This is a genomic window from Rhodococcus sp. OK611 (genome assembly GCF_003050885.1).
GTDB classification, from domain to species: domain Bacteria; phylum Actinomycetota; class Actinomycetes; order Mycobacteriales; family Mycobacteriaceae; genus Rhodococcus_G; species Rhodococcus_G oryzae.
In genome coordinates this window covers 140,962-164,400 of record NZ_QAOZ01000011.1, presented here as the reverse complement: position 1 = coordinate 164,400, position 23,439 = coordinate 140,962, and the positions used below count along the sequence as shown (strand labels likewise).

The following is a 23,439-nucleotide window of genomic DNA, read 5'->3' as shown; positions in this document are numbered from 1 at the left end:
CCTCAGGCGCCCGGGGGCGCGAATTGCGCGCTTCCCGGGCGCCTGATTTGTCAGGTGTCTATAAACGCTCGTGCACAGATAGTCGTCAGGCGCTGCCGGGGTCCTTCAGCGACTTCGGCGCCGCCAGGACGTCGTCGATCCGGTAGTGCCGGGCGGCCGCCGCCGGGGTGTTGTGTTCGAGCTTGCCCTCCTTGGCGAGGCCGGCCAGCGCCGCGACCACGATCGACTCGGCGTCGACGTTGAAGTAGCGCCTTGCCGCGGTCCGGGTGTCGGAGAAGCCGAACCCGTCGGTGCCGAGCGTGGTGTACGCGCCGGGCACCCACTGCCGGATCTGGTCCGGGACCGCCCGCATCCAGTCCGAGGCCGCCACGAACGGGCCCTCGGCGCCTGCCAGCGCGGTGGACACGTACGGCACGGCGGCGGTGGCCTGCGGGTTCCGCAGCGCCTGTCGCTCGCACTCGACGCCGTCGCGGCGCAGCTCGCCCCACGACGTCACCGACCACACGTCCGCCGCGACGCCCCAGTCCTCGGCGAGCAGCTGCTGGGCGCGCATGCCCTCCGGCATCGCGACGCCGGAGACCAGGATCTGCGCGCGGGGTCCGGTGCCCGTGCTCTTGCTGTACAGGTAGATGCCCTTGAGCAGGCCCTCGACGTCGAGGTCCTCCGGCTCGGCGGGCTGCACGTACGGCTCGTTGTAGATGGTCAGGTAGTAGAAGATGTTCTCGCCGCCGAACCCGTCCTCGCCGGGCGTGCCGCCGTACATCCGGCGCAGGCCGTCCTTGACGATGTGCGCGATCTCGTACGAGAACGCCGGGTCGTAGGTCACCGCGGCGGGGTTCGTCGACGCCAGCAGCAGCGAGTGCCCGTCGGCGTGCTGGAGGCCCTCGCCCGTGAGCGTGGTCCGGCCCGCCGTGGCGCCGAGCACGAAACCGCGGGCCATCTGGTCGGCGGCCGCCCAGAGTCCGTCACCGGTCCGCTGGAAGCCGAACATCGAGTAGAAGATGTAGAGCGGGATCATCGGCTCGCCGTGGGTGGCGTAGGAGGTGCCGACCGCGGTGAACGAGGCGGTGGAGCCGGCCTCGTTGATGCCCTCGTGCAGGATCTGGCCGATCGAGCTCTCCTTGTAGGCGAGCATCAGGTCGGCGTCGACCGAGGTGTACAGCTGGCCGTTGCGGTTGTAGATCTTCAGCGACGGGAACCACGAGTCCATGCCGAACGTGCGGGCCTCGTCGGGGATGATCGGCACGATCCGCTTGCCGATCTCCTTGTCGCGGAGCAGCTCCTTGAGGACCCGCACGAGCGCCATGGTGGTGGCGATCTCCTGCTTGCCGGAGCCCTTCCGCAGCGAGTCGTATGTCTTGTCCTCGGGCAGTGCCAGCGGCGCGACGTCCGTGCGGCGCGAGGGCAGGAACCCGCCCAGCTGCTTGCGACGGTCGAGCATGTACTGGATCTCGGGGGCGTCCGCGCCGGGGTGGTAGTACGGCGGCAGGTACGGGTCCTTCTCCAGCTCGGCGTCGGAGATCGGGATCCGCTGCAGGTCGCGGAACGCCTTGAGGTCGTCGAGGGTCAGCTTCTTCATCTGGTGGGTCGCGTTGCGGCCCTCGAAGTGCTTGCCGAGGGTGTAGCCCTTGATGGTGTGCGCCAGGATGACCGTCGGCTGGCCCTTGTGCTGCAGCGCGGCCGCGTAGGCCGCGTGGATCTTGCGGTAGTCGTGCCCGCCGCGCTTGAGGTTCCAGATGTCCTGGTCGGACAGGTCCTTGACCAGTTCCTTGGTGCGGGGGTCGCGACCGAAGAAGTGCTCGCGGACGTATCCGCCGTCGTTGGCCTTGTAGGTCTGGTAGTCGCCGTCGGGGGTGGTGTTCATCAGGTTGACCAGCGCGCCGTCCTTGTCGGCGTGCAGCAGCGCGTCCCACTCGCGGCCCCAGACGACCTTGATGACGTTCCAGCCGGCGCCGCGGAAGAACGACTCCAACTCCTGGATGATCTTGCCGTTGCCGCGGACCGGGCCGTCGAGGCGCTGCAGGTTGCAGTTGACCACGAACGTGAGGTTGTCGAGGCCCTCGGTGGCGGCCACGTGCGCCAGGCCACGCGACTCCGGTTCGTCCATCTCGCCGTCGCCGAGGAAGGCCCAGACGTGCTGGTCGGCGGTGTCCTTGATGCCGCGATCGTGCAGGTAGTGGTTGAACCGGGCCTGATAGATGGCGTTCATCGGGCCGAGGCCCATCGACACCGTGGGGAACTCCCAGAAGTCGGGCAGCAGCCGCGGGTGCGGGTACGACGGCAGCCCGCCGCCTGCGTCCGCGTGGCTGTGCTCCTGGCGGAAGCCATCCATCTGCTCGGCCGGGATCCGGCCCTCGAGGAAGGCGCGGGCGTAGATGCCGGGGGAGGCGTGACCCTGGATGAAGATCTGGTCGCCGCCGCCGGGGTGGTCCTTGCCGCGGAAGAAGTGGTTGAACCCGACCTCGTAGAGGGCAGCGGAGGACGCGTAGGTGGAGATGTGGCCGCCGACGCCGACACCGGGGCGCTGCGCGCGGTGCACCATGACCGCGGCGTTCCAGCGGATCCAGGCGCGGTAGCGACGCTCGACCTCCTCGTCGCCGGGGAACCACGGCTCGTTCTCGGTCGGAATGGTGTTCACGTAATCGGTGGAGGTCAGCGCGGGGATGGATACCCGATTCTCGCCCGCACGCTCGAGCAGGCGCAGCATCAGATAGCGGGCGCGCGCCGGTCCCGAGTTCTGCAACAGGCCGTCGAAGCTGTCCAACCACTCGGTTGTCTCGTCGGGATCGATGTCGGGGAGATATGAGGCCACCCCCTCACGAATCACGCGGACGCGGCCGTCGCCGCTGGGTGCGGGCTGCTGCGCTGGCGAGAATTGGTCCTGGGTGGGCTCGGACAACGTATGACTCTCCTTCATCGGGGAGGACGCTCGGTGCGGCGCCCAATCCATGCGAATCGCCTGTGTGACGGCGGTCCGCTTTACGCGTGATGGTGATCTGGCTCAATCCTGCCGTATCGCCCGGCGAGGGTCGACGGCGAGTCACAATCTGCTACGTCACAAAATCTTTGTTCGGTTTTTCGGTGGCGTCGGCTTGCGCAAGAGCCGTTCAACCTGTTCGCTTTCACTACTGATCCACACGGACCGGGTGCTGGAGGTTCAGCCCCGACAACAAAAGGAGGACACCACCGTGGTCGCCGCGGCGGACGCCCAGAACTATGCCCAGAAACTCGGCATCACCAATGACATGGTTGTTCAGGAACTGGGTTGGGACGAGGACACCGACGATGCGCTGCGCGCATCCGTGGAGGAGACCATCGGTGGGGAGCTCCTCGACGAGGATTCGGATGAGGTGATCGACGTGGTCCTGCTGTGGTGGCGGGACGGCGACGGAGACCTCGTCGACGCACTCATGGACGCGATCGGCCCCCTGGCCGACGAGGGTTTCGTGTGGGTCCTCAGCCCCAAGACCGGACAACCTGGCCATGTCGAGCCAAGCGAGATCGCCGAATCGGCACCGACGGCGGGTCTGACCCAGACCTCGGCGGCGAACCTCGGCCTGTGGAGCGGCAGTCGGCTGGTGCAGCCGAAGGCCCGCCCGGCCAAGCGCTGATCGCACTACTGCAGAAGGAACCCCCATGCCTCTCGACGTCGGTGCGATCGCTCCCGATTTCACCCTCAAGGACCAGAACAACCAGGAAGTCTCGCTCTCGGACTACCGGGGCAAGAAGAACGTCCTGATCGTGTTCTATCCGCTCGCCTTCACCGGTACCTGTCAGGGTGAACTCTGCAAGGTCCGGGACGGTCTGCCGAAGTTCGAGAACGACGACGCCGCGGTGCTCGCGGTCTCCGTCGGTCCGCCGCCCACGCACAAGATCTGGGCGGCGGAGCAGGGGTACACCTTCCCGTTGCTGTCGGACTTCTGGCCGCACGGTGCGGTGGCTCAGGCCTACGACGTGTTCAACGACAAGGCCGGGTTCGCGAACCGCGGAACCTTCGTCGTGGACAAGGAGGGCTACATCCGGTTCGCCGAGATGAACGGCCCCGGAGAGGCCCGTGACCAGGCAGCTTGGGAGAACGCGCTCGCCGCGCTAGATTCCTGAGTGCAATTCGGCGGGAAACCGTCGGATTCCGGGCGTGTAGCTCAGTGGTAGAGCTCTGGTTTTACACACCAGCGGTCGGGGGTTCGAAACCCTCCGCGCCCACCGCAGTGCTGACAGGCGAGTCGTCAATCTCGCTGTCGGACACCGAAGAAGCCCCCCGCCTCGACGAGGCGGGGGGCTTGTTCCGTCTGGTGGAGCGTGGACCGGATCCGGTCGGTCAGGATCCCAGCGGGAGGTTGTCGAAGATGAAGTCGTCCACGCCGAGCACACTGAGGAGACCGAAGTCCGTCGACCCGGCCGAGCCGAGGGGGTTCCCCTGTCGGTGCCAGGTTGTGCAGCCGACAGAGTCGAGCCGGTCGCCGGCGTCCAGGTCGACGATCCGGTACTCGGTGCTGGCACTGATGCCTTCGAGGCTCGGCTCGGTTTCGCCGGACTGGGTGAGGGCGAATTGGCAGGCGGTGCCGGTGAAGCGGGAGTAGTACGACCCCGGCTCCACGTCGACACCGGCCACGTAGGCGTGGTCGGTGGTGCCGGGAATGCTCACCGGGAGCGCGCTGGCGACGCCTGCGGTGCCGATGGTGAGGCCGGCGGCGGCGATGGCGGCGCCGACGACTCCTGCGGATCTACGCACTGTGGTTCTCCTCGTGGGTTTTTGGAGTGAACCAGGACACGTTAAAGGCTTCGTGATGATCCGGTCATGAAAGCCGGCAGTTCTCCTGCTTTCGGATAGCGGTCAGCCGCCGTACTGCGGACTCCACCAGGCGTCCTCGGCCGCGAGTCGATCGGCGACGCTCTGGGGCATCACGGAGCAGCTCTTCGGGGCGCCGAGCGGCGGATGGTCGCCAGCCGAGTCGGTGATGCCCACCGTCGCGACCGCGCCCTCCCAGCCGCCCATCTCGCTGATCCGCTGCGGCACCTTGTTCCTGGCATTGGCGACGGTGCTGGCCACCAGCCACGTCCCGTCGCTCTCGACGTCGACGCCACCACCCGGCGCCCGTCGGGCGTCCTCGCCGAGCGGCAGGAGGCCGGCCAATGTTGCTGCGTCCCAAGAGTTGCTGTCCCATGGCGGGCGGTTGAAGTAGTACCAGCTGGCGGAGCAGACGCCGTACAGGTTCGGCCCGAACTGGGCGTAGTTCAGGTACAGCTCGAGCTGCCGCTGATCGCCCATCAGGTTGAAGGGCCAGGACAGCACGGCCTCCACGCCCTTGCGGAAGACCCTGGTTCCGACCCACTCGCCTCGGATGAGGAACATGTTCTTCACCAGCTGCTGGGGGATGGTCGAGCCGGAGAGATCCTCACCGGACTCGAGATAAGTCTCGGTCCGATCGATGAAGTCGCTCATGTGGAACGGGCCCATGCGCGTGCCGAGCTCGGCGTCCTCGTGGGCGAGCACGGACGCGATGTAGTGCCTGCTGATGTGGTCGAGCGAGACTTCCTGGAAGACCGTGTCGCCCGGCGCGCTGTCGGTCAGCATGAACATCGTGCGCGGCGGCGTCCACACGCGGTAGATCACGGGCGTCACCACGAGCCATACGACGAATCCGATCACCATCCACTTCGTCCACCGGCGCCAGGCGGGCTTCCTGGACGGGGGTGCCGTGCCGTCGGGGAGTTCCGGCGTAGGCGGGAGCGGAGGCGTCGGAGTCGGAGGCAGCGGAGGCGGCGGCCAGATCGGAGCCTGCGGCTTCGCTCGTTGGTACTTCCAACTCGACTGGGGAGGTGGCCCGTACGGCGCAAGGTTGTCCGGCCGCGGGGTATCACGCGGGAGTGCCGGCCACGGCCGCCGCGATGTCGCGGCACTGTACCGAGGCTGGGGTCGGGGAATCGGACGGTTCCGGCTGTCGCCGAGTCGTTTGTTCATGGTGCGTGGAGGGCGTGAACGCGCCTCAGTTCCCGTCCGTGACGGTCAACCCGTGCTGGACGAAGCTTCGGTCCGCAGGCACCCTGAGGGCCGCACGCTGCTCGCCTTCGACATGGCCCTCAGCGGCGCACCGCGCGTATCTCGTGAACACACCTAAAGGTTACCGAAACAATCAGGTTGTCAATTGTGAGCTTCTGCTGGTTCCGTGCTGAGGGGCCGAGGCGAGCGCGGGCGTAGCATCGGGTGTATCGGATGCACCTCGAACGCGGCATTTTCGATCGCGTCGTCTCCGATTGGAATGAACCTGGCCGGTTCGCGGCCAAGGCAGGAGCGTCAGTCGTGACGCTGAATCACACGAGCCCGTCCCTGGGTCATCGCGATGCCCGTCAACCCCATGCGCGGCGGATACCAACGCTGCGGCTGCGGTTGAAGCCACGGCGTGCAGCCCGGGGGTTCGTCGATGGAGCGTGGTGGCCCAGGTCACCCGACTTGGCCACCGAAGTCCCCGGGCTACTGGCGGTGCTCGCCATTCGCCTCGGCCGGATCGACCGAGTGGTCTACAACATAAACGGGTGGGCGAAGGCGCCCGCATGGATCCGCAGTGGGGGACACGAAGTTCGATTGGACGGCTACCCATTTCAGCCGGTCAACACCCTGTACGTCGTCGGCGCGAACAGGAAGAGGATGGCGCTGCTGGTGGTCCCGCCCTACACAGAGCCCGACTACGCGCACGCGACCATGATGACCGCCGCCAAGCCGAACAGTGCGACCACGGCGGACGACCTGTTGATGGTCGGGGTACGCGAGGCGTCCCAGCTTGCCGCCCAGAATCGCTGGGATTCGGAAGGTGGGGCTGGGAAGGTGCGTCGACCATGATGCGCGACGGGGTCCGAAGCGTCGGGAATCACTTCGACATGGGTTCGCGACTGCACGAGACCGATGGCCTCCAGCCCTTTGAGCCGGCAACCCGCACATCGCGCATCCTCCTTCGGGCTCGAGGCGCGCCTGCCGGCCTGGTCGACGGCGCGTGGTGGCCGCGGACGACGAACCTGACGTTGGAATTGCATGACGTGATCAGCGCTGTCGCAACACATCTCGGTCGCACAGCCCGGGTTGCCTTCGCTTGGAATCCGCGCAGTGTCACGCAACGCGGCCTCGATCGACACGATGGAGTGCTCGTCTGCGGCCCAGTGGACGGTCAGCCACAGAACGTCATGTACCTGTTCGGGACCGATGGGTCACGGCTGGCGTTGCTGGTCGTCCCGCCGGACACCGAGGCGGACGGTGCCTATGCGGCGATGCGGCTTGCCGTGGGTGCATCCGAGGTGTGACGTCGTCGCCGGCCAGTCAGGCGATCTGATCGGTGCGTTCGGCGGGCGCGCCGTAGAGGTCGTCGAGGAGCCGCTCGCGGGCACCCGCGCGGCGCAGGCTCTCGAGCAGATCCGGCGACCGCAGCAGGTACGAGGTCTCACGGAGGGCTTCGTAGTGGGACCGTGAGATCAGGACGGCGCTGCCGTGCTTGCCGCCGATCTCGATCGCGGCGGACTCATCGTTTGCCCTCCGGATCAACTTCTTCAGTCGCTTCCTCGCGGTCTTCACCTTCATTGCGGCCACAGCGCATCTCCATTCCCGACGGATCTGACTCGTGAATCCTGCCACCACGTGGTGGGGTTGAACGCATTTCTATGCCCCGGACACTCCCAAAATTCTGGATCCGACGTTCGAAATGCCGCGTTTATCGCGCGGACTAGGGTCACGGTGTGCGTCTGATCAACATCATCCAGTCCTGGCGGCTCGTCCCTGTGTGGCTGCGCATCCTGCTGTTGCTCGCCGGTGGCGCCAAGGTGTGGGGCGCCGGGATCTACGCGGGATGCCATTTCGGCGGCAAGGACATCCGGATGGGGGTGGGCACCTTCGTGAATCGGGGGGTGTTCTTCGACGGCACCGCGCCGATCACGCTCGGCAGGCAGGTCGCGGTGGGGCACCAGGTCGCGTTCATCACCAGTACCCACGAGATGGGCCCTGCGGATGGGCGTGGTGGTCGCGTCTACGACCTGCCGATTGTCGTCGGCGACGGCTGCTGGATCGGTGCGCGGGCGACGATCCTGCCCGGCGTCTCCATCGGGCCCGGCTGCATGATCGGCGCGGGCGCGGTGGTGACCAAGGACTGCGAGCCGAACGGACTGTACGCGGGGAATCCGGCGCGGCGGGTGCGGGACCTGCCCGCCTGATCGCGGATTCCCGCACGCGGCTTTGCGTTTCGTGCGCCCCGCGGTCCGCGAAACCGAGGGGCGGCGCGCTCACGCCGCCCCGCCCCTCTCTACTTGTCGCAGGCGACGCCGTCGCTGTCACCGTCGAGTTCGGACCGATATCCCGGCTCGCCGATCGAGATGGGTGCAGCACCGGCTTGCCGGGCTTGTTTGCAGTTCTTGTAGTACGGAGCCGCCGAGGGTGCCTCGACGAGCGGCTGCGGCTTCGTGATCACCGGCGGCGGAGTGGGCCTCCGTTCCGAGGTATCCGGAACGTAGGCGGGCGCGGGTGCGGCGCCGGGCGGACGGGTGGTGAGGGGGGCGGGCGCGACGTAGGTCGTCGGCTTCGGCATCTCGACCAGCGGCGCCGGCTTCACGGGCGCGGGCACCGCCGAAGAGCGGGCGGGCGTGGGTGCGGGCGTGGACGGGCGTGCCGTCGTCGTGGGCACGGTCCTCGAGATGGTGGGGGAGGAGGCGGGTTCGCTCGTCGCCGAGCCCATGACGCCTGCCGTGACGGCGAGCACCGCCACCGCGACGGCACCGGCCGCAAGGAGCGGGACGGTCTTCGACTTCTTTTTCGCCGCGGGCTCCGGCTCCGGTTCGGGCTCCGGCTCGGCCGGGATGACCGGGATGAGGGTGGTGGCGGTCGAATCCGGCGGTACGGGGCGCGTTGTCAAGGTCCACTCGTCGCCGTTCCAGTACCGCTGGAATTCCGCGGCTCCGCTCGGCTCGGGATCGGGGTACCAGCCGGGAGGGGGTCCGCCGGGGTTCGTCATGGGTGGTGATACTCCTTTTGGGATGTGTGCCCGCAATGAGTATCAGACGGGGTGGGCGGCATCGACATTCCCCCGGCCCGTGACCGTTCGCCGACGTACGCTTGACCGATGAAGATGGGTGCGGTGCTGACGCTGGTCGGGCTCGCGGTGCTGGCCTTCGGCCTCGGGCTTGCCGCGGCCCGGCTGGAGAGCGTCGGCTGGACCATCGCGCTCGGACTGCTGTGGCTCGTCATCGCCGCGGGCGCCCTCGCCCGGATCCGTCGCAGCGGCTGACCGGTCAATTACCTTCCAGCGGGACCGAATCCGTGCGCCCTTCGCAGGGCGGCCCCCACAGTCCCGCGCCCGCGGCTCGTGCCTCGCCCTCGGCCCGCGCGATGTCCTCGGTCAGCAGACCGGTGCTGCGACCGTGGACATACGCCTTGGCCATCCCAGCCCGGACGGCGGCGGTCCCGTAGTCGGAGCCGTCGGGCAGTGTCAGGTGGGCGAGGGTACGGCCGTAGTCGTCGACGGCGTCCGCACGGGGATCGATCGTGACCTGCACCGCGGCGCCGTCGAGCGTGGAGCGGGCGTAAGCGGTGGACTCGGGTCCCCAGCATCCGACGGTGTATCCCGCCTTCACCGTCTCGGGGGTGTCGATGCCCAGCACCCGGACGGTCAGCTCCCCGTCGACGTCGCGCACCCGGACCGTGTCGCCGTCGTAGACGTACTCGATCGTCATCGCGCGCGGGTCGGCCCGAGCGACGGGCTCGGTGGCCGTCCAGCGGTCCGCCGCCGCCAGCGCCACCCCCACCGCGAGGACGGCCCCCGCGCCCAGGGCGAGGACCCACTTTCGCCGGGGCGCAGGGGCGTTCATCGGTCCGAGCCTAATCGGCGAGCACCCGGCGCATCACCGGTCGCGCCACGAGCGCGCTGGCCAGCACCAGGGCGATGCCCGCCGCCAGCGTGACGCCGAGCTGCACCAGGGACATCGGGGTGGTCACGATGACGGCGCCGACGAGAGGGAACAGGAACAGCAACGCGCAGGCCGCGCCTGCCAGCGCCATCACCACCACCGGGGTGCGGACCTGCCGCATGCGGGCCCGGTCCATCACCTCGGGCGGGGTGCCCGCCAGGGCCAGGCTGCGGTAGAGCTGCCGGTTGTCCAGGATGGTGGACACCTGCGTGAGCGCCGAGGAGATCGCGGCGAGCGCGAAGGTCGCGCCGAGGGTGAACAGCACGCCGGTCCGCAGGTCCGCGAAGATGAACTCCTGACCCGGCGCCGGTTCGTGGCCCTCGCCGTTGCCGATCGCGGCCAGCAGAGAGGTGCCTGCGGCGACGAAGCTGGCCATCGTGACGCCGCTGACGGTGCGCCACACGGATTTCGGGTTGTCGAGCACCCGGCGTGCGGCGATCAGCGAGGCGGCGTCCGTCGAGCGGGCGAGCATGACGCGGCCCAGCAGCGAAATCACGAACGGTCCGATCAGGGCGACGATGCCGAAGCAGACCGCGAGCCCGATCAGTAGCGCCGCGATGCCGGGCATGCCGCCGCCGACGGCGGTCCACCCGAACAGAACCGCGACGGCGAGCGCGGCGATGAGCGCCTTGGGGGCGGGTCGGGGATTGCCCTGCGCCACGCCGAGCGGGCTGACGAACACCTGGCGCATGCCGAGCATCGAGGTGAGTGCGGCCAGCGCCGTCATCCCGAGCACGACCCCGAGCAACGGCAGGGTGCCGACCCAGAGCTCGGCGACGTCGAAGGTGCGCCCCTGGAACCGCAGCTGCGCGACCAGCGGCATCGCGGCGAGGTAGCCGACCACGCCGATCAGTGCGCCGACCAGACCCTGCGCACCGGATTCGGCCGAGCAGAGGGCGACAATCTGGCGCGGGGTGGCCCCGATCAGCCGCAGCGCGGCGAGCCGCTCGTCCCGACGGCGCGCGCCGAGTCGTGCCGCGGCGAGGCCGAGCGTCACGGCGGGTACCACCATGAGGACCGAGGCCACGCCCGCGAGGGTGAGGTACGTCTGCGCCTCCGGCTCGCCGGAGCGGCCGTCGAAGGCGCCGTACCCGCCGAGGACCGTGAGCAGCAGCGCGGTGGAGGCGGCGAAGGCGGTGACCGGAAGGGCGTAGGTACTGATCGCCTTTCGGCCCTCGCCGCGCACCGTCAGCAGGGCGACGCGAGCGGTGGCGCTCATGCCGCCACCTGCTGCGCGGCGAGGGAACCGGCCTGCATCACCAGCGTGCGATCACACCAGCGGGCCACCTCGAGGTCGTGGGTGACCACCACGAGGGCGGACCCGATCTGCTGTGCCGACTCCCGTAGCAGGCGCATCACCTCCCAGCTGGTCTGCGCGTCCAGCGCGCCGGTCGGCTCGTCCGCGAACAGCACAGAGGGTTTGGTCGCCAGGGCCCGGGCGATCGCCACCCGCTGCGACTGTCCGCCGGACATCTGGCCCGGCCGACGGTCCTGCAGACCGTCCAGCCCGAGCGGCGCGAAGAAGGTGTTCGCGGTGGCCTTGGCGTCGCGGATGGAGGCGCCGTTGAGGATCAGCGGCAACGCGACGTTCTCGATCGCGGGCAGTTCCGGGAGCAGTTGACCGGACTGGAAGACGAAGCCGAAGGCCTCGCGCCGGAGGCGGCTGCGGTCGTTCTCGCCGAGGTTCTGGATGTGCTGCCCGGCGAGCAACACCGCGCCCGAGTCCGGCTTGACGATCCCCGACATGCAGTGCAGCAGCGTCGACTTGCCCGACCCCGACGGGCCCATGATCGCGGTCGCGGTGCCGGCCTGCAGCTCCAGGCTGACATCGCGGAGCACGGGGGTCGGCCCGAAGGACTTGCCTAGGGCGTGCACGGACAGTACGGGTGGCGGGGTCGGGATGGTCATGTCTCCACCGTCGTCGACGAGCGGGGTCCCTGGCATCGGCCCGCGGCCCGATTCTCGGTACCGTCGGGTCATTCCCAGGTATGACCCGACCCGGAGATCACCCTGACGACGCAAGGTCAGCGGGTGCCGGGACCCACGGTGTCGAAGGCCTCTGCGAGCAACTCGCCGATCACGTCGTCGATCTGGTCGGCGGCGGTGAAGAACATGCGATGGGTCCAGACCTTCTTGGTCGTCGCGAACGACTCGCGAAGCCGCGGATGCTCGACGCGTCGCAACAGGTCGATCGCCACCTCCAGCCTCGACGAGACGATGAATGCGGCGGCGAACACCCGGGAGCGGGCCCAGGCGACCTCGCTCGGGTGCACTCGCTCGTCGACGTCACCGAGCGCGAGCACCCGGTCCCGGAACAGGTACAGCAACTCCACCGCGGCGTCGTCGAGGCCCGCGGCGTACTCGTCGACGTCACCGGTCATGGGTCGACGGTAGTCGGCGGTCGGTGCGGTTGATAGAAATACCGGCGTGAACTTCAACGGCCGCGCGACGGCGAGGGCGGCCGGGATCCTGCTCGGGTACGCGGCGGATCGGGCACTGGCCGACCCCGTGCGGTGGCACCCGGTGGCCGGCTTCGGTCAGGCCGCGGCGCTCCTCGAACGGCGCACCTACTCCGATCACCGCCCGGCGGGCGCCGTGCACACCGCGGTCCTGGTCGGCGCGGTCGCGGGCGTGACCCTGGTCGCCGTGCGGTTCGGGCGCAGGCTGGGCTGGGCGGGGGAGACCGCGATCACCGCCGCCGCGACCTGGACCGCGCTCGGCGGCACCTCCCTTGTCCGCGTCGGCTCGGACATGGCCGCGCGTGTCGAGGGCGGCGACCTCGCCGGGGCCCGCGCGCTCATCCCGTCGCTGTGCGGGCGCGATCCGGACTCCCTCGACGCCGAGGGTCTGACCAGGGCGACGGTCGAATCGGTCGCCGAGAACACCTCAGACGCCACCGTCGGGCCGCTGTTCTGGGCGGCCGTCGCGGGCGCCCCCGGCGCACTCGGCTACCGGGCGATCAACACCCTCGACGCGATGATCGGCTACCGCTCGGAGCGGTACCTGAGCTTCGGCTGGGCCGCGGCCCGGCTCGACGACCTGGTGAATCTCGCGCCTGCCCGCGTGACCGGCCTGCTAGCCGTGCTCACCGCGCCTGTCGTCGGCGGTTCGCCTGCCGCCGCGGCGACGGCGTGGCGTCGGGACGCGGCGGCGCATCCCAGCCCGAACGCCGGTGTCGCCGAGGCGTCGATGGCGGGCGCGCTCGGGGTCCGGCTGGGCGGCCGCACCGAGTATCCGCACGGCATCGAGGAGCGGCCCACGCTCGGCGACGGTCCGCCGCCCGCGACCGCGGACCTGCGGAGGGTGGTGCGACTCTCGTCCGCGGTGCAGATCGGGGCCGCGCTCGGGTCAGCGGCGCTTGCCGTAGCGATCGGCGAGCTTCGCCTCCGTCGCGGTCATCGCCGCGGGCTCCGGCTGCGGTGAACGGCTGAATCGGCGCCGCGGCAGCGTGATGTCGTCGGTGGCCGCGGTGGGTTCGGTGGCAGGCGCCGTGGCGGCGGGGGTCGCCGCGGGCTCCGGCGCGCGGGAGCGGCGGCGTTCGCGGATCTCGGCGCGCGCGAAGTAGATCAGCCCGAGCGGGGCCATGATCCCGAACGCCAGCCACTGCAGCCCGTACGACAGGTACGGGCCGGCATCGAGCTGCGGCAGCGGGATCGGCTTCAGGCCGCCCGGCTGGTCGGGGACGAGCTGGAAGTAGGCGTCGGCGGGCTCGAGGCCGAGCACCGAACCGATCTGGCCTGCGTCGATGAAGTAGACCTGCTCGTAGCCGTTCTCCCGGATCGGGTCCTTGCCCGGCACGGTGCCCTCGGAGACGCGGGCCCGCGCGGTCACCGTCACCTGGTCGGTGGGGGCGGGCGCGAACGACGGCGGCACCGCGCCCTGCTCTGGGCGGGCGTACCCGCGGTTGACCAGGACGATCCGGCCGTCGGTCAGCCGCATCGGGGTGATCACCTCGTAGGCGGGTGAATCCTCGATCGAGCGCAGCCGGATCAGGACGTCGCTGCCGGGCAGATAGCTGCCGGTCACGGTCACCTGGCGCCACTCGTCGTCCCGGGCGAGCGGTCCGGACTCGGGCAGGATCGACTCCACGGTCACCGGCTCGGCGTTGCTCGACTCCTCGATGAGCTTGTTGCGGTGCTCGGTGTCGGTGTTCTTGCCGAGCTGCCACGGGGCGAGCACGGTGAAGCACATGAAGGCGAACCCGGCGACAACGGCGGCCAGCGCCAACCAGCCCGGACGCAGCAGAAACTTCAGCCTTCGCACGGTTCCACGGTACTTGCCGCGCCGACCCGCCCGGTCGACCGGTGTCCGATTCAGCGCTGCTCGCGCACCCACTGGAGCAGTCCGGGCACTGCGGCCTCGATCTGCTCGCGCACGAGCTCGAAGTCGGCGCGGTCGCCGTAGTACGGGTCCGGCACCGAGTCGCCGTCCGCGTCCGGGTCGAAGCTGCGCAGTAGCCGCCGCCGTTCCGCGGGCACCCCGAGATGCGCCAGCGCGCGGTCGTGCCCGGTGTCGAGCGCGACGACCAGGTCGGCGTCGAGGTGGTCCCGGTCGACCTGCGCGGCCCGGTGTCCGGTGGGGTAGCCGTGACCGCGCAGCACCGCGTTGGTGCGGTGGTCGGCCTCGTGCCCGACGTGCCAGTCGCCGGTGCCCGCGCTCGACACCCGGACCCGCGCGTCGAGGCCCGCCTCGCGCAGGTGCCCGAGCAGGATCTTCTCGGCCATCGGGGACCGGCAGATGTTGCCGGTGCAGACGAAGGTGATGTGGAGGTCAACGGGCTGCATCGAGGACCCTCCCGAGTTCGTCGACCGTGTCCACCGACCAGCGGGCGCCCTCGGCCTCCGCGGCGGAGCCGTAGCCCCAGCCGACGAACACCGTCGGGATGCCCCAGTGCGCGGCGCCGTGCACGTCGTGTTCGCGGTCGCCGACCATCACCACATCGGGGGTGCCGCCGCGCCCCGCGTCGATCGGTTCGATGCCGAGTCCGCGCAGCGCGTGCTCGATCACGTCGACCTTCGCGCGCCGCGCGGTGCCGTCGTCGGAGGCCCCGGCGATCACCTCGAAGTGCCCGGCGAGCGCGAAGTGCTCGAGGATCCGGCGCGCGAACCGTTCCGACTTCGACGTCGCGACCGCCAGCCGGGACCCGCGGCTCGCGGCGGCGGTGAGCAGGTCGCCGATGCCGTCGAACACCGCGTTCTCCGCCCAGCCGATCTCGTCGTAGCGCTCGAAGTAGCTGGCCAGGGCGCGCTGGGTGGTCGCCTCGTCGAGCCCGAGCGAGCGCAGGGTGTCCACCATCGGCGGCCCGACGATGCGGTCGAGGACGTCGCCGTCGGGTTCGGGGGCACCGACCGCGGCCAGCGCGTGCCGGAAGCCGGCCACGATGCCGGGCGCCGAATCGGTGAGGGTGCCGTCGAGGTCGAAGAGTGTCACGCTGGGGCTCACGGCTCCATCCTGCCCGTTGTCCGGCACGGCGATGCGACCGCCATAAACTCCCTTCGTGGACACCCGCTCCCCGCAGTGGACCGACCTGCGGCATCACGGCGACATCGACGCCGAACCCGGACTGCTCGACTTCGCCGTCAACGTGCGCGGCGACGGGCCGCCCGACTGGCTGCGGCAACGACTGGTCGACGCGCTGGGAACGCTGGGTCGATACCCGGAGGTCGCGACGGAGGAGGCCGCGCGGGACCAGGTCGCGTCGCGGCACGGCCGCTGCCGCGACGAGGTACTGCTGCTCTCGGGCGGCGCCGAGGGGTTCGCCATGCTGCCGCGCCTCGCGCCCGCGCGGGCGGCGCTGATCCACCCCTCGTTCACCGAGCCCGAGTGGGCGCTGCGGGAGGCGGGCGTCGCGGTCGAGACGGTGATGCTCGACGAGCCGTACCGGCTCGACCCGGCCGCCGTCCCCGAGGGTGCGGACCTGGTGGTGATCGGCAACCCGACCAACCCGACGTCGGTGCTGCACCCCGCCGCGGACATCCTGGCGCTGCGCAGGCCCGGCCGGATCGTGGTCGTCGACGAGGCGTTCGCGGACGCCGTGCCCGGCGAGCCGGAGTCGCTGGCAGGCATGTCCCTGCCCGACGTGCTGGTCCTGCGCAGCCTGACCAAGACGTTCGCGCTGGCGGGGCTGCGGTGCGGCTACGTGCTCGGCCCGCCGGAGTTGCTGGCCCGCCTGCAGGTCGGGCGGGCGCACTGGCCGCTGGGCAGCCTGCAGGTGGAGGCGATCCGGGCGTGCAGCGAGCCGGACGCCGTCGCGTGGGCGCGCCGCGAGGCCGACGTGATCGAAGCCGAGCGCGCGGAGATGGTGGCGATGCTGACCGAGGCGGGCGTCGCCGTGCACGGGCCTGCGCGGGGGCCGTTCCTGCTGCTGCGGGTCCCGGACGGCGAGGCGGTGCGGACGCGCCTGCGGGACAAGGGGATCGCGGTCCGCCGCTGCGACACGTTCCCCGGCCTCGGCCCCGACCACCTGCGGGTCGCGGTCCGGGAGGCCGCCCAGGCGAGGGTGTTGGTCGACGCGATGAGAGAGGTGCTGTGATGGCTGTTCGGCTGGCCGAGGTGATCGAGGCGCTGGAGCGGGCCTATCCGCCCGCGCTTGCCGCAAGCTGGGACTCCGTCGGCCTGGTGTGCGGCGACCCCGCCGATGAGGTGAACCGGGTGCTGATCGCCGTCGACGCCACCGAGTCGGTGGTCGAGGAGGCGCTGGCCTGGGGCGCGCAGCTGCTGCTGGTGCACCATCCGCTGCTGCTGCGCGGGGTGGACACCGTCGGCGCGCACACCCCGAAGGGCGCGCTGGTGCACCGGCTGATCCGGTCCGGCTGCGCGCTGTACACCGCGCACACCAACGCCGATTCCGCCGACCCCGGGGTGTCCGACGCGCTGGCGCGGGCACTGGGGCTGACGGTGACCGGCCCGCTGGACCCGGCGCCGTCAGAGCCGCTCGACAAGTGGGTGGTGATGGTCCCCACCACGGAGACCGACGCCGTGCGCAGGGCGCTGTTCGATGCCGGGGCCGGCGAGGTCGGCGACTATCGCGACTGCAGCTGGACGGTCACCGGCACCGGGCAGTTCCTGCCGGGTGCGGCCGCGAAGCCGGCGCTCGGCGAGGTCAGCCGGCTCGAGCGGGTGGCCGAGGATCGGGTGGAGGTGGTGGCCAGGCGGTCGCTGCGACGCCGGGTGCTCGGCGCGCTGCGCGGTGCCCACCCCTACGAGGAGCCTGCCTTCGACATCCTGGAGCTGGCGGACACCGGGTCGCCGCGGGGCATCGGCCGGATCGGTGAGCTGGCGGCGCCGGAGACGTTGCGCCAGTTCACCGCCCGGGTGCGGGCCGCGCTGCCCGAGACCACCTGGGGGGTGCGCGCGGCGGGGGACCCCGAGGCGCCGGTGCGGACGGTGGCGGTGTGCGGCGGATCCGGCGACTCGCTGCTCGGTGTCACCGCGGCCCGCGGGGTAGACGCCTACGTGACGGCCGATCTGCGTCATCACCCCGCGGACGAGCACCTGCGCGCGGGCGGCCCGGCGCTGGTCGACGTCGCGCACTGGGCCAGCGAGTTCCCCTGGTGCGACCAGGCAAGGGGAGTGCTCGACGCCCGGTTCGCCGGGACCCCCGGATGGGCCAGCGCCGTGTCCGCGGTCCGCACCGACCCGTGGACGCTGGGTTCCTGCTAGCGGCCCGCCGCTGGGTTCCTGCTAGCGGCCCGCCGCTGGGTTCCTGCTAGCGGTCGCCGTGATCCGGCGCTAGCTCGTCGCCGGCACCCGCTCGGGCACGCTCTCGTAGCGGCCGACGTCGATGGCGTTCGCGGCCCTGGTGGACATCCAGGCCAGCAGCCTGCTCAGCGGGCCGAAGGTCAGCACCCTGAACATCCGGTTGCGCTGGCCGAGCTTCTTCGCGGTCGGCGGGGCGAGGGTGGGGCCGGCGCCCTTGGCGACCTTCTGGCAGGCCGTCGCGTAGCCGCGGATCTGCTCCTCGTATCGCGCGAACGCGGCGCGATGGTCGCCGTCGGCGGCGGCCAGCTCGGCGGCCAGCACGTAGGCGCTGATCAGGGACATGCCCGCGCCCATCCCGCCGCAGGTGGCGCCGTAGCCGGCGTCCCCGATCAGGGCGATCCGGCCCTCGCTGTAGCGGTCCATCTCGACGACACTGATCGAGTCGAAGTAGAAGCTCGTCGCGGACTCGAGCTCGCGCATCAGGGTCGGCGTCTGCCAGCCGACGCCCGCCATGACGTCGGCGAGGATCCGCTTCTGCTGGTCGATGTCGCGGTGGTCGTAGTCGATCGGTGCCGACTCGAACAGGCACATGACCTCGCACTCGTCGCCGCCCCTGGTGCCGTACGCCATCACACCCACGCCCGGCTCGTTGTAGAGGACGCTGTCGTCGCCGAGCCCGATGCTGTTGGGCGCGTTGAAGATCGCGACGTAGTAGCCGGACTGGGTGAGGAACCGGGACTCGTCCCCGAAGGTCAGCTTGCGGACGTTCGAGTGCAGACCGTCGGCGCCGATCACCAGGTCGAAGGTGCGCGGGGCGCCGCGCTCGAAGGTGACGTGCACGCCCTCGGCGGTGTCGGTGAGTCCGGTGATCGAGTCGCCGAAGACGTACTCGGTGTGGTCTTCGGTCTTGTCGAACAGCAGCTGGGCGAGGTCGCCGCGCTGGATCTCGACGTCGCCTCCGGTGAACTCGGGCGGCAGGCTGGCCAATGTCCGGCCGTCGCCGTCGATGACGTTCAGTCGGCCCTCCGGCGTCCGGAGCTCGCGGATCTCGTCGAGGAGGCCCATTCGGGTGAGCATCTGCAGGTGCGCCGCACCGCGGAAGTCGACCGCCTGACCGCCCTCGCGCAGCCGCGGCGCGCGCTCGACGACGGTGGCGGAGAACCCGAAGCGGTGCAGCCAGAAGGCCAGCGCCGGGCCGGCCAGGCTGGCCCCGGAGATGAGGACGTTGCCGCGGCGTGCCGTTGTCGACTCGATCATGGGTGCCTCCATATAGTTGTTGTGAATCGCATTCACTGTGAATGCCGTTCACGATTGAGTGTAGGTTATACACAGTTTTGGTTCGCGGTCAATCGCGGACCGTTGCGGCAACGGAGGAGAAGCGCATGACGTCGGCATTCGAGCTGTTGTGGCGGGACGAGGAACCCGCGCGCCGGGGGCGGCGCCCGAGCCTGAGCGTCCGCGAGGTGGTCGCGGCCGCCGTCGGTATCGCCGACGCGAATGGGCTCGAGGCGGTGTCGCTGCAGCGCGTGGCAGCCGAGTTCGGTTTCACCACCACCTCGCTGTACCGCTACGTCCCCGACAAGGCGACGCTGCTCACGCTGATGCTGGACGAGGCGATCGGCGCCCCGCCCGATCTGAGCGGCGTCGAGGGTGGGTGGCGGCCGCGGCTGGAGGCCTGGGCGCGCGAGCTGCATCGCCTGTTCGTGCGGCGCCCCTGGCTGCTCGCGTCGACCGGCGGTGAGGGGGTGATGGGGCCGAACCAGCTCGGCTGGATGGACTCCGCGCTGCGGGCCTTCGCCGAGACCGGGCTCGAGCACCGCGATGTCCACCAACTGTTCCTGCTGCTCCTCGGGCACGTGCGCGGCGTCGCCGGTCAGGCGGCGATGCCCGACGCGGTGTCCGAGCAGTGGCGCGCCGAGTGGCTCGGTTCGGTCTCCGCGATCGTCGATCGGCGCCGCGACGACTATCCGGCGTTGATCGAGTCCATCGACGGCGGCGGATTCGAGCCGGGGGACCGGGTCGGGCTCGAACTCGGACTGCGGTGCGTCCTCGACGGAATCGAGGCATTCGTCGGGCGGGCGCGGTGACCGCTGCGTAGCGGTACTGGCAGTGCCCCGCAGAGCGGTACGGTAGCGGGGCCAATATCCCCACTCAGCACAAGCAGGAGCCCGCCCGCGTGAACGTCGAACCCCGGATTCAGGCCAAGCTGCTCGACCTCGCCGCGGTGGATACCGAGCTGGCGAGGATCGCGCACCGCCGCCGGACGCTGCCCGAGCAGGAAGAGGTGCAGCGCCTCGAGTCCGACCGCGTGGCGCGCAAGGACGCCGCGGTCGCGGTGGAGATCGTCCTCGACGACCTGGATCGGGACATCAAGAAGCTCGAGGGCGAGGTGGACGCCGTCCGCCAGCGCGAGGAGCGCGATCGGAAGCTGCTGCAGAGCGGCACCGTCGGCGCCAAGCAGCTCACCGAGCTGGAGCACGAACTCGGCAGCCTCGAGCGCAGGCAGTCGATCCTCGAGGACGAACTGCTCGAGGTGATGGAGCGCCGCGAGGCCTCGCAGTCGGACTACGAGCACGCGGGCGCGCAGCTGAGCCAGATCGACGACGCCCTCATCGACGCCAGCCGTCGCCGCGACGACGCTGCCGCCGACCTCGACGCGGCCGAGCAGAGATGCGTGAGCGACCGGGCCGCGCTCGAGCCAGAGTTCCCGGCCGACCTGCTGGCCATCTACGACCGTCAGCGGTCCGCCGGCGGCGCAGGCGCCGCGTTGCTGCAGGCCCGCCGGTGCGGCGCGTGCCGGATCGAGATCGACCGCGGTGAGATCTCCCGCATCGCCAAGGCTGATCCGGAGACGCTGATCCGCTGCCCCGAGTGCAACGCGATCATGGTGCGTACCAAGGAATCCGGTCTGTGACTGTGCCTTCGGGTCGCTCCGCGGGCTCCGCCCCTGAGCCTGGGGGGCGCGCCATTGGCCACGTCTTCGTCGAGGCGGACGGCGGCTCGCGGGGGAACCCGGGACCGGCCGGCTACGGCGCGGTCGTCTTCGACTCCGACCACGACCGGGTGCTGGCCGAGCGTGGCGAGTCCATCGGCATCGCGACCAACAACGTCGCCGAGTACCGCGGGCTGATCGCGGGGCTGACGGCCGCCGCGGAGCTCGGCGCCCGGTCGGTGTCGGTGCGGATGGACTCGAAGCTGGTCGTCGAGCAGATGTCCGGGCGCTGGCAGGTCAAGCATCCGGACATGAAGCCGCTCGCCCGGCAGGCGGGCGAACTGGCCGCCGGTTTCGACCGGGTGGACTACACGTGGATCCCGCGGGCCGAGAACTCGCACGCCGACAAGCTCGCGAACGAGGCCATGGACGGGCAGCCGACGAACCTGACGGCCCCCGCCCCGGCGGTGGTCGCCGCGACGACCGAGAAGCAGGAGTCCGCCCCGGTGTCACCGGGATGGACCGGCGCGCTCGGGAAGCCGACCAGGATGCTGCTGCTGCGGCACGGGCAGACCGCGCTGTCGGTCGAGCGCCGCTACTCGGGCCGTGGCAACCCGGAGCTGACCGATCTCGGTCTGGCGCAGGCCCGCGCGGCGGCGAAGCGGATCGGCGAACGCGGCGGCATCACGGCGGTCCTGTCGTCGCCGCTGGGGCGGGCGCGGCAGACGGCAGAGGCGGTGGCCGCCGAGCTGTCGCTGCCGGTCCGGGTCCACGAGGGTCTGATCGAGACGAATTTCGGTGACTGGGAGGGGCTGACCTTCGGGGAGGCGTCCGCGCGCGACCCCGAGCTGCACCGCCGGTGGATCTCCGACACCTCCGTCCGGCCGCCCGGCGGCGAGAGCTTCGACGAGGTGCGGGCTCGGATCGAGCGTGCGCGCGACGACCTCGTGGCCGAGTTCCCCGGCGCGAACCTGCTGCTCGTCTCGCACGTCACGCCCATCAAGACCCTGCTGCAGATGGCGCTCGATGTCGGGCCGTCGCTGCTCTACCGGCTGCACCTGGATCTGGCTTCGCTGTCCATCGCCGAGTTCTACCCCGACGGTGGCGCCTCGGTGCGCCTCGTCAACGACACCTCGCACCTCTAGTGCGGCCGCGCCGCCCGTGAGTGATTTGTGCCCCGGTCGGGGTGCAAATCACTCACCGGCGCGAAGCGCGTTTCTTAGCGGGAGTAACATGCTCCGGGTGAACTCGCTGCTGACCAGTCGACGGTATGTCGACAACTGTCTGCAGGCGAGCGCTGTCTGTATGCGCTGACCCATCCATTCCCGCCACCCGGTCGACCTCTGTCCCGGGCCCGGCGTCCGTCAGCACTCCCCGCGCACCCACGCTCGCACGAGCGTGCCTGCTGCTGCGCACCCATCACGAAAGGTCCGTCACATGTCGGCCCCCACCCTCGCCCGCACCAGGCGCCTGCCCGGCTGGGCAACCTCCTTCGGTCCCCAGATCGTCGTCGGCCTGATCGCGGGCGTCCTCATCGGTCTGCTGGCCCGCTCGATGCCCCTCGCCGACGACGGCAGTCCCAACTGGCTGACCAGCACCGTCACGACCATCGGTTCGAGCTACGTCGCGCTGCTGACCGTCGCGGTGATTCCGCTGGTCTTCACGGCGATCGTCAGCTCCATCGCCAATCTCCGCCAGGTGGCCAATGCCGCCCGCCTCGCCGTCCAGACGCTGCTGTGGTTCGCGATCACCGCGTTCATCGCGGTGCTGATCGGCATCGCGGTCGGGCTGATCACCCAGCCCGGCGCGAACACGTCCGTCAATCCCGACGACGCAGGGGTCCCGAAGGGGTCCGGCTCCTGGTGGGCGTTCCTGACCGGCCTGGTGCCGCAGAACTTCCTCGCCCTCGGCGCGAAGACGACGGTCACGGACGCCGGTGTCGCGACCACGTCCCTGAGCTTCAACGTCCTGCAGCTGCTGGTCATCGCGATCGCGGTCGGGATCGCGGCGCTCAAGGTGGGCAAGAAGGCCGAGCCGTTCCTGGAACTGAACGCCTCGCTGCTCGCGATCGTGCAGAAGGTGCTCTGGTGGATCATCCGCCTCGCCCCGATCGGCACCGCCGCGCTGATCGCGAAGGCCGTGGCCACCTACGGGTGGGACGCGATCGGTCAGCTGGGCGTGTTCACGTTGGCCGTCTACATCGGCCTGGCGATCGTGTTCTTCGTCGTGTACCCGATTATCGTTCGCGCGCACGGGCTCTCGGTCAAGCAGTTCTTCTCCGGGGTGTGGCCGGCCACTCAGCTCGGCTTCGTGTCGCGCTCCTCGATCGGGACCCTGCCGCTGACCGAGCGGGTCACCGAGCGCAACCTGGGCGTGCCGCGTGAGTACGCGTCGTTCGCGGTGCCGCTCGGCGCGACCACCAAGATGGACGGCTGCGCCGCGATCTACCCGGCCATCGCCGCGATCTTCGTGGCCCAGTTCTACGGCATCGACCTGAGCCTGACGGACTACCTGCTGATCGTCGTGGTCTCGGTGATCGGTTCGGCCGCCACCGCGGGCACCACCGGCGCCACCGTGATGCTCACGCTGACCCTGTCCACCCTGGGGCTCCCGCTCGCGGGTGTCGGGCTGTTGCTGGCCGTCGAGCCGATCGTCGACATGGGTCGGACCGCGCTCAACGTCACCGGGCAGGCGCTGGTTCCGACCATCGTCGCCAAGCGGGAGGGGATCCTCGACGAGGAGCTCTACAACGCGCCCCGCAACGGCGACCCGTTCGCCGACGAGGACCCCGAGCTGCCGCCTGCCGTGGAAAAGGCAAGCGTGACCGTCTGACCGGACCCCGGGAGCTGTCCCCGATCCGAAGCGCC

The 23,439-nt window shown here is 70.3% G+C and carries 26 protein-coding genes and 1 tRNA gene; 14 read left to right on the top strand and 13 right to left on the bottom strand.

The annotated features are described in order from the left end of the window. Positions 1–85 precede the first annotated feature (85 nt). Positions 86–2,950: a pyruvate dehydrogenase (acetyl-transferring), homodimeric type gene (gene aceE / locus C8K38_RS15520; protein WP_179800566.1), complete on the bottom strand. Its 2,865-nt coding sequence runs from the start codon at positions 2,948–2,950 to the stop codon at positions 86–88. Positions 2,951–3,188: 238 nt separating this feature from the next. Between aceE and C8K38_RS15515 the strand changes: the two genes are divergently transcribed. The 3 genes from C8K38_RS15515 (at position 3,189) to C8K38_RS15505 (ending at position 4,203) form a co-directional block, all read left to right on the top strand. Beyond that, positions 3,189–3,611 carry a DUF3052 domain-containing protein gene (locus tag C8K38_RS15515; protein WP_097212206.1) on the top strand — a complete coding sequence of 141 codons (423 nt, stop codon included), beginning with the start codon at positions 3,189–3,191 and terminating at the stop codon, positions 3,609–3,611. A gap of 25 nt (positions 3,612–3,636) precedes the next feature. Continuing rightward, positions 3,637–4,101: a peroxiredoxin gene (locus tag C8K38_RS15510; RefSeq protein WP_097212084.1), complete on the top strand. Its 465-nt coding sequence runs from the start codon at positions 3,637–3,639 to the stop codon at positions 4,099–4,101. A 30-nt stretch (positions 4,102–4,131) separates the two neighbouring features. Then, a tRNA-Val gene (locus C8K38_RS15505) sits at positions 4,132–4,203 on the top strand. 115 nt (positions 4,204–4,318) lie between these two features. Here C8K38_RS15505 and C8K38_RS15500 read toward each other — a convergent pair. Then, a complete protein-coding gene (locus C8K38_RS15500) occupies positions 4,319–4,732 on the bottom strand; it encodes a hypothetical protein (protein ID WP_097212085.1) in 414 nt (137 codons plus the stop codon). Between the two features lie 102 nt (positions 4,733–4,834). Further along, the gene (locus C8K38_RS15495) at positions 4,835–5,653 is read right to left on the bottom strand and encodes a transglycosylase domain-containing protein (RefSeq protein ID WP_099459052.1); all 819 of its coding nucleotides are present in this window, start codon (positions 5,651–5,653) and stop codon (positions 4,835–4,837) included. A 735-nt stretch (positions 5,654–6,388) separates the two neighbouring features. On the opposite strand from C8K38_RS15495, the gene C8K38_RS15490 reads away from it, so the two are divergent. Both C8K38_RS15490 and C8K38_RS15485 read left to right on the top strand, forming a co-directional pair. Then, a complete protein-coding gene (locus C8K38_RS15490; protein WP_373560256.1) occupies positions 6,389–6,838 on the top strand; it encodes a DUF5994 family protein in 450 nt (149 codons plus the stop codon). After that, positions 6,835–7,293 carry a DUF5994 family protein gene (locus C8K38_RS15485; protein ID WP_245220970.1) on the top strand — a complete coding sequence of 153 codons (459 nt, stop codon included), beginning with the start codon at positions 6,835–6,837 and terminating at the stop codon, positions 7,291–7,293. Before C8K38_RS15490 ends, C8K38_RS15485 begins: the two co-directional genes overlap by 4 nt. Positions 7,294–7,309: 16 nt before the next feature. Here C8K38_RS15485 and C8K38_RS15480 read toward each other — a convergent pair whose 3' ends face one another. Further along, a complete protein-coding gene (locus tag C8K38_RS15480) occupies positions 7,310–7,567 on the bottom strand; it encodes a type II toxin-antitoxin system Phd/YefM family antitoxin (RefSeq protein ID WP_097212087.1) in 258 nt (85 codons plus the stop codon). A gap of 155 nt (positions 7,568–7,722) precedes the next feature. Here C8K38_RS15480 and C8K38_RS27990 point away from each other — a divergent pair, with 155 nt between their 5' ends. Continuing rightward, a complete protein-coding gene (locus tag C8K38_RS27990) occupies positions 7,723–8,193 on the top strand; it encodes an acyltransferase (RefSeq protein ID WP_097212088.1) in 471 nt (156 codons plus the stop codon). A gap of 89 nt (positions 8,194–8,282) precedes the next feature. On the opposite strand, the gene C8K38_RS15470 is transcribed toward C8K38_RS27990, so the two are convergent. Continuing rightward, the gene (locus C8K38_RS15470; RefSeq protein ID WP_097212089.1) at positions 8,283–8,987 is read right to left on the bottom strand and encodes an excalibur calcium-binding domain-containing protein; all 705 of its coding nucleotides are present in this window, start codon (positions 8,985–8,987) and stop codon (positions 8,283–8,285) included. Positions 8,988–9,095: 108 nt separating this feature from the next. On the opposite strand from C8K38_RS15470, the gene C8K38_RS27175 reads away from it, so the two are divergent. Beyond that, a complete protein-coding gene (locus C8K38_RS27175; protein ID WP_156042353.1) occupies positions 9,096–9,260 on the top strand; it encodes a hypothetical protein in 165 nt (54 codons plus the stop codon). A 4-nt stretch (positions 9,261–9,264) separates the two neighbouring features. On the opposite strand, the gene C8K38_RS15465 is transcribed toward C8K38_RS27175, so the two are convergent. From C8K38_RS15465 to C8K38_RS15450, 4 genes are all read right to left on the bottom strand, one after another. Further along, positions 9,265–9,840 (bottom strand): thermonuclease family protein, encoded by a 576-nt coding sequence (locus C8K38_RS15465; protein ID WP_097212090.1) that lies wholly within the window; start codon positions 9,838–9,840, stop codon positions 9,265–9,267. Positions 9,841–9,850: 10 nt separating this feature from the next. Next, complete coding sequence (locus tag C8K38_RS15460; protein WP_097212091.1) at positions 9,851–11,158, bottom strand: FtsX-like permease family protein; 1,308 nt, start codon at positions 11,156–11,158, stop codon at positions 9,851–9,853. Beyond that, positions 11,155–11,847 carry an ABC transporter ATP-binding protein gene (locus C8K38_RS15455; RefSeq protein WP_179800567.1) on the bottom strand — a complete coding sequence of 231 codons (693 nt, stop codon included), beginning with the start codon at positions 11,845–11,847 and terminating at the stop codon, positions 11,155–11,157. The genes C8K38_RS15460 and C8K38_RS15455 overlap by 4 nt, the downstream gene beginning before the upstream one ends. Positions 11,848–11,963: 116 nt before the next feature. Further along, positions 11,964–12,320, bottom strand: coding sequence for a DUF5655 domain-containing protein (locus C8K38_RS15450; protein WP_097212093.1), 357 nt, complete (start codon positions 12,318–12,320; stop codon positions 11,964–11,966). A gap of 46 nt (positions 12,321–12,366) precedes the next feature. Between C8K38_RS15450 and C8K38_RS15445 the strand changes: the two genes are divergently transcribed. After that, positions 12,367–13,362 carry a cobalamin biosynthesis protein gene (locus tag C8K38_RS15445; protein ID WP_097212094.1) on the top strand — a complete coding sequence of 332 codons (996 nt, stop codon included), beginning with the start codon at positions 12,367–12,369 and terminating at the stop codon, positions 13,360–13,362. Here the strand turns inward: C8K38_RS15445 and C8K38_RS15440 are convergent. Genes C8K38_RS15440 through C8K38_RS15430 form a run of 3 tightly spaced genes read right to left on the bottom strand, consistent with a single transcriptional unit; the run spans position 13,288 to position 15,381 of the window. Further along, entirely contained in the window at positions 13,288–14,202 is a 915-nt protein-coding gene (locus C8K38_RS15440; RefSeq protein ID WP_097212209.1) for an SURF1 family cytochrome oxidase biogenesis protein, read from the bottom strand. The two genes, C8K38_RS15445 and C8K38_RS15440, sit on opposite strands and share 75 nt — an antisense overlap. Positions 14,203–14,252: 50 nt before the next feature. Next, positions 14,253–14,723 carry a low molecular weight protein-tyrosine-phosphatase gene (locus C8K38_RS15435; protein ID WP_097212095.1) on the bottom strand — a complete coding sequence of 157 codons (471 nt, stop codon included), beginning with the start codon at positions 14,721–14,723 and terminating at the stop codon, positions 14,253–14,255. After that, positions 14,710–15,381, bottom strand: a complete 672-nt coding sequence (locus C8K38_RS15430; protein WP_097212210.1) for an HAD hydrolase-like protein — start codon at positions 15,379–15,381, stop codon at positions 14,710–14,712. Before C8K38_RS15430 ends, C8K38_RS15435 begins: the two co-directional genes overlap by 14 nt. Positions 15,382–15,436: 55 nt before the next feature. On the opposite strand from C8K38_RS15430, the gene cobC reads away from it, so the two are divergent. Beyond that, positions 15,437–16,471: an Rv2231c family pyridoxal phosphate-dependent protein CobC gene (cobC, locus tag C8K38_RS15425; RefSeq protein ID WP_097212096.1), complete on the top strand. Its 1,035-nt coding sequence runs from the start codon at positions 15,437–15,439 to the stop codon at positions 16,469–16,471. Beyond that, positions 16,468–17,601: a Nif3-like dinuclear metal center hexameric protein gene (locus C8K38_RS15420; protein ID WP_179800568.1), complete on the top strand. Its 1,134-nt coding sequence runs from the start codon at positions 16,468–16,470 to the stop codon at positions 17,599–17,601. Before cobC ends, C8K38_RS15420 begins: the two co-directional genes overlap by 4 nt. A gap of 69 nt (positions 17,602–17,670) precedes the next feature. On the opposite strand, the gene C8K38_RS15415 is transcribed toward C8K38_RS15420, so the two are convergent. Further along, entirely contained in the window at positions 17,671–18,897 is a 1,227-nt protein-coding gene (locus tag C8K38_RS15415) for an FAD-dependent monooxygenase (protein ID WP_097212211.1), read from the bottom strand. A gap of 125 nt (positions 18,898–19,022) precedes the next feature. Between C8K38_RS15415 and C8K38_RS15410 the strand changes: the two genes are divergently transcribed. From C8K38_RS15410 to C8K38_RS15395, 4 genes are all read left to right on the top strand, one after another. Then, positions 19,023–19,727: a TetR/AcrR family transcriptional regulator gene (locus C8K38_RS15410; RefSeq protein WP_179800569.1), complete on the top strand. Its 705-nt coding sequence runs from the start codon at positions 19,023–19,025 to the stop codon at positions 19,725–19,727. A gap of 89 nt (positions 19,728–19,816) precedes the next feature. Continuing rightward, positions 19,817–20,554 (top strand): zinc ribbon domain-containing protein, encoded by a 738-nt coding sequence (locus tag C8K38_RS15405; RefSeq protein WP_097212099.1) that lies wholly within the window; start codon positions 19,817–19,819, stop codon positions 20,552–20,554. A 53-nt stretch (positions 20,555–20,607) separates the two neighbouring features. Continuing rightward, a complete protein-coding gene (locus C8K38_RS15400; RefSeq protein ID WP_097212212.1) occupies positions 20,608–21,717 on the top strand; it encodes a bifunctional RNase H/acid phosphatase in 1,110 nt (369 codons plus the stop codon). Positions 21,718–22,009: 292 nt separating this feature from the next. Next, positions 22,010–23,404 (top strand): dicarboxylate/amino acid:cation symporter, encoded by a 1,395-nt coding sequence (locus C8K38_RS15395; protein WP_097212100.1) that lies wholly within the window; start codon positions 22,010–22,012, stop codon positions 23,402–23,404. Positions 23,405–23,439 lie beyond the last annotated feature (35 nt).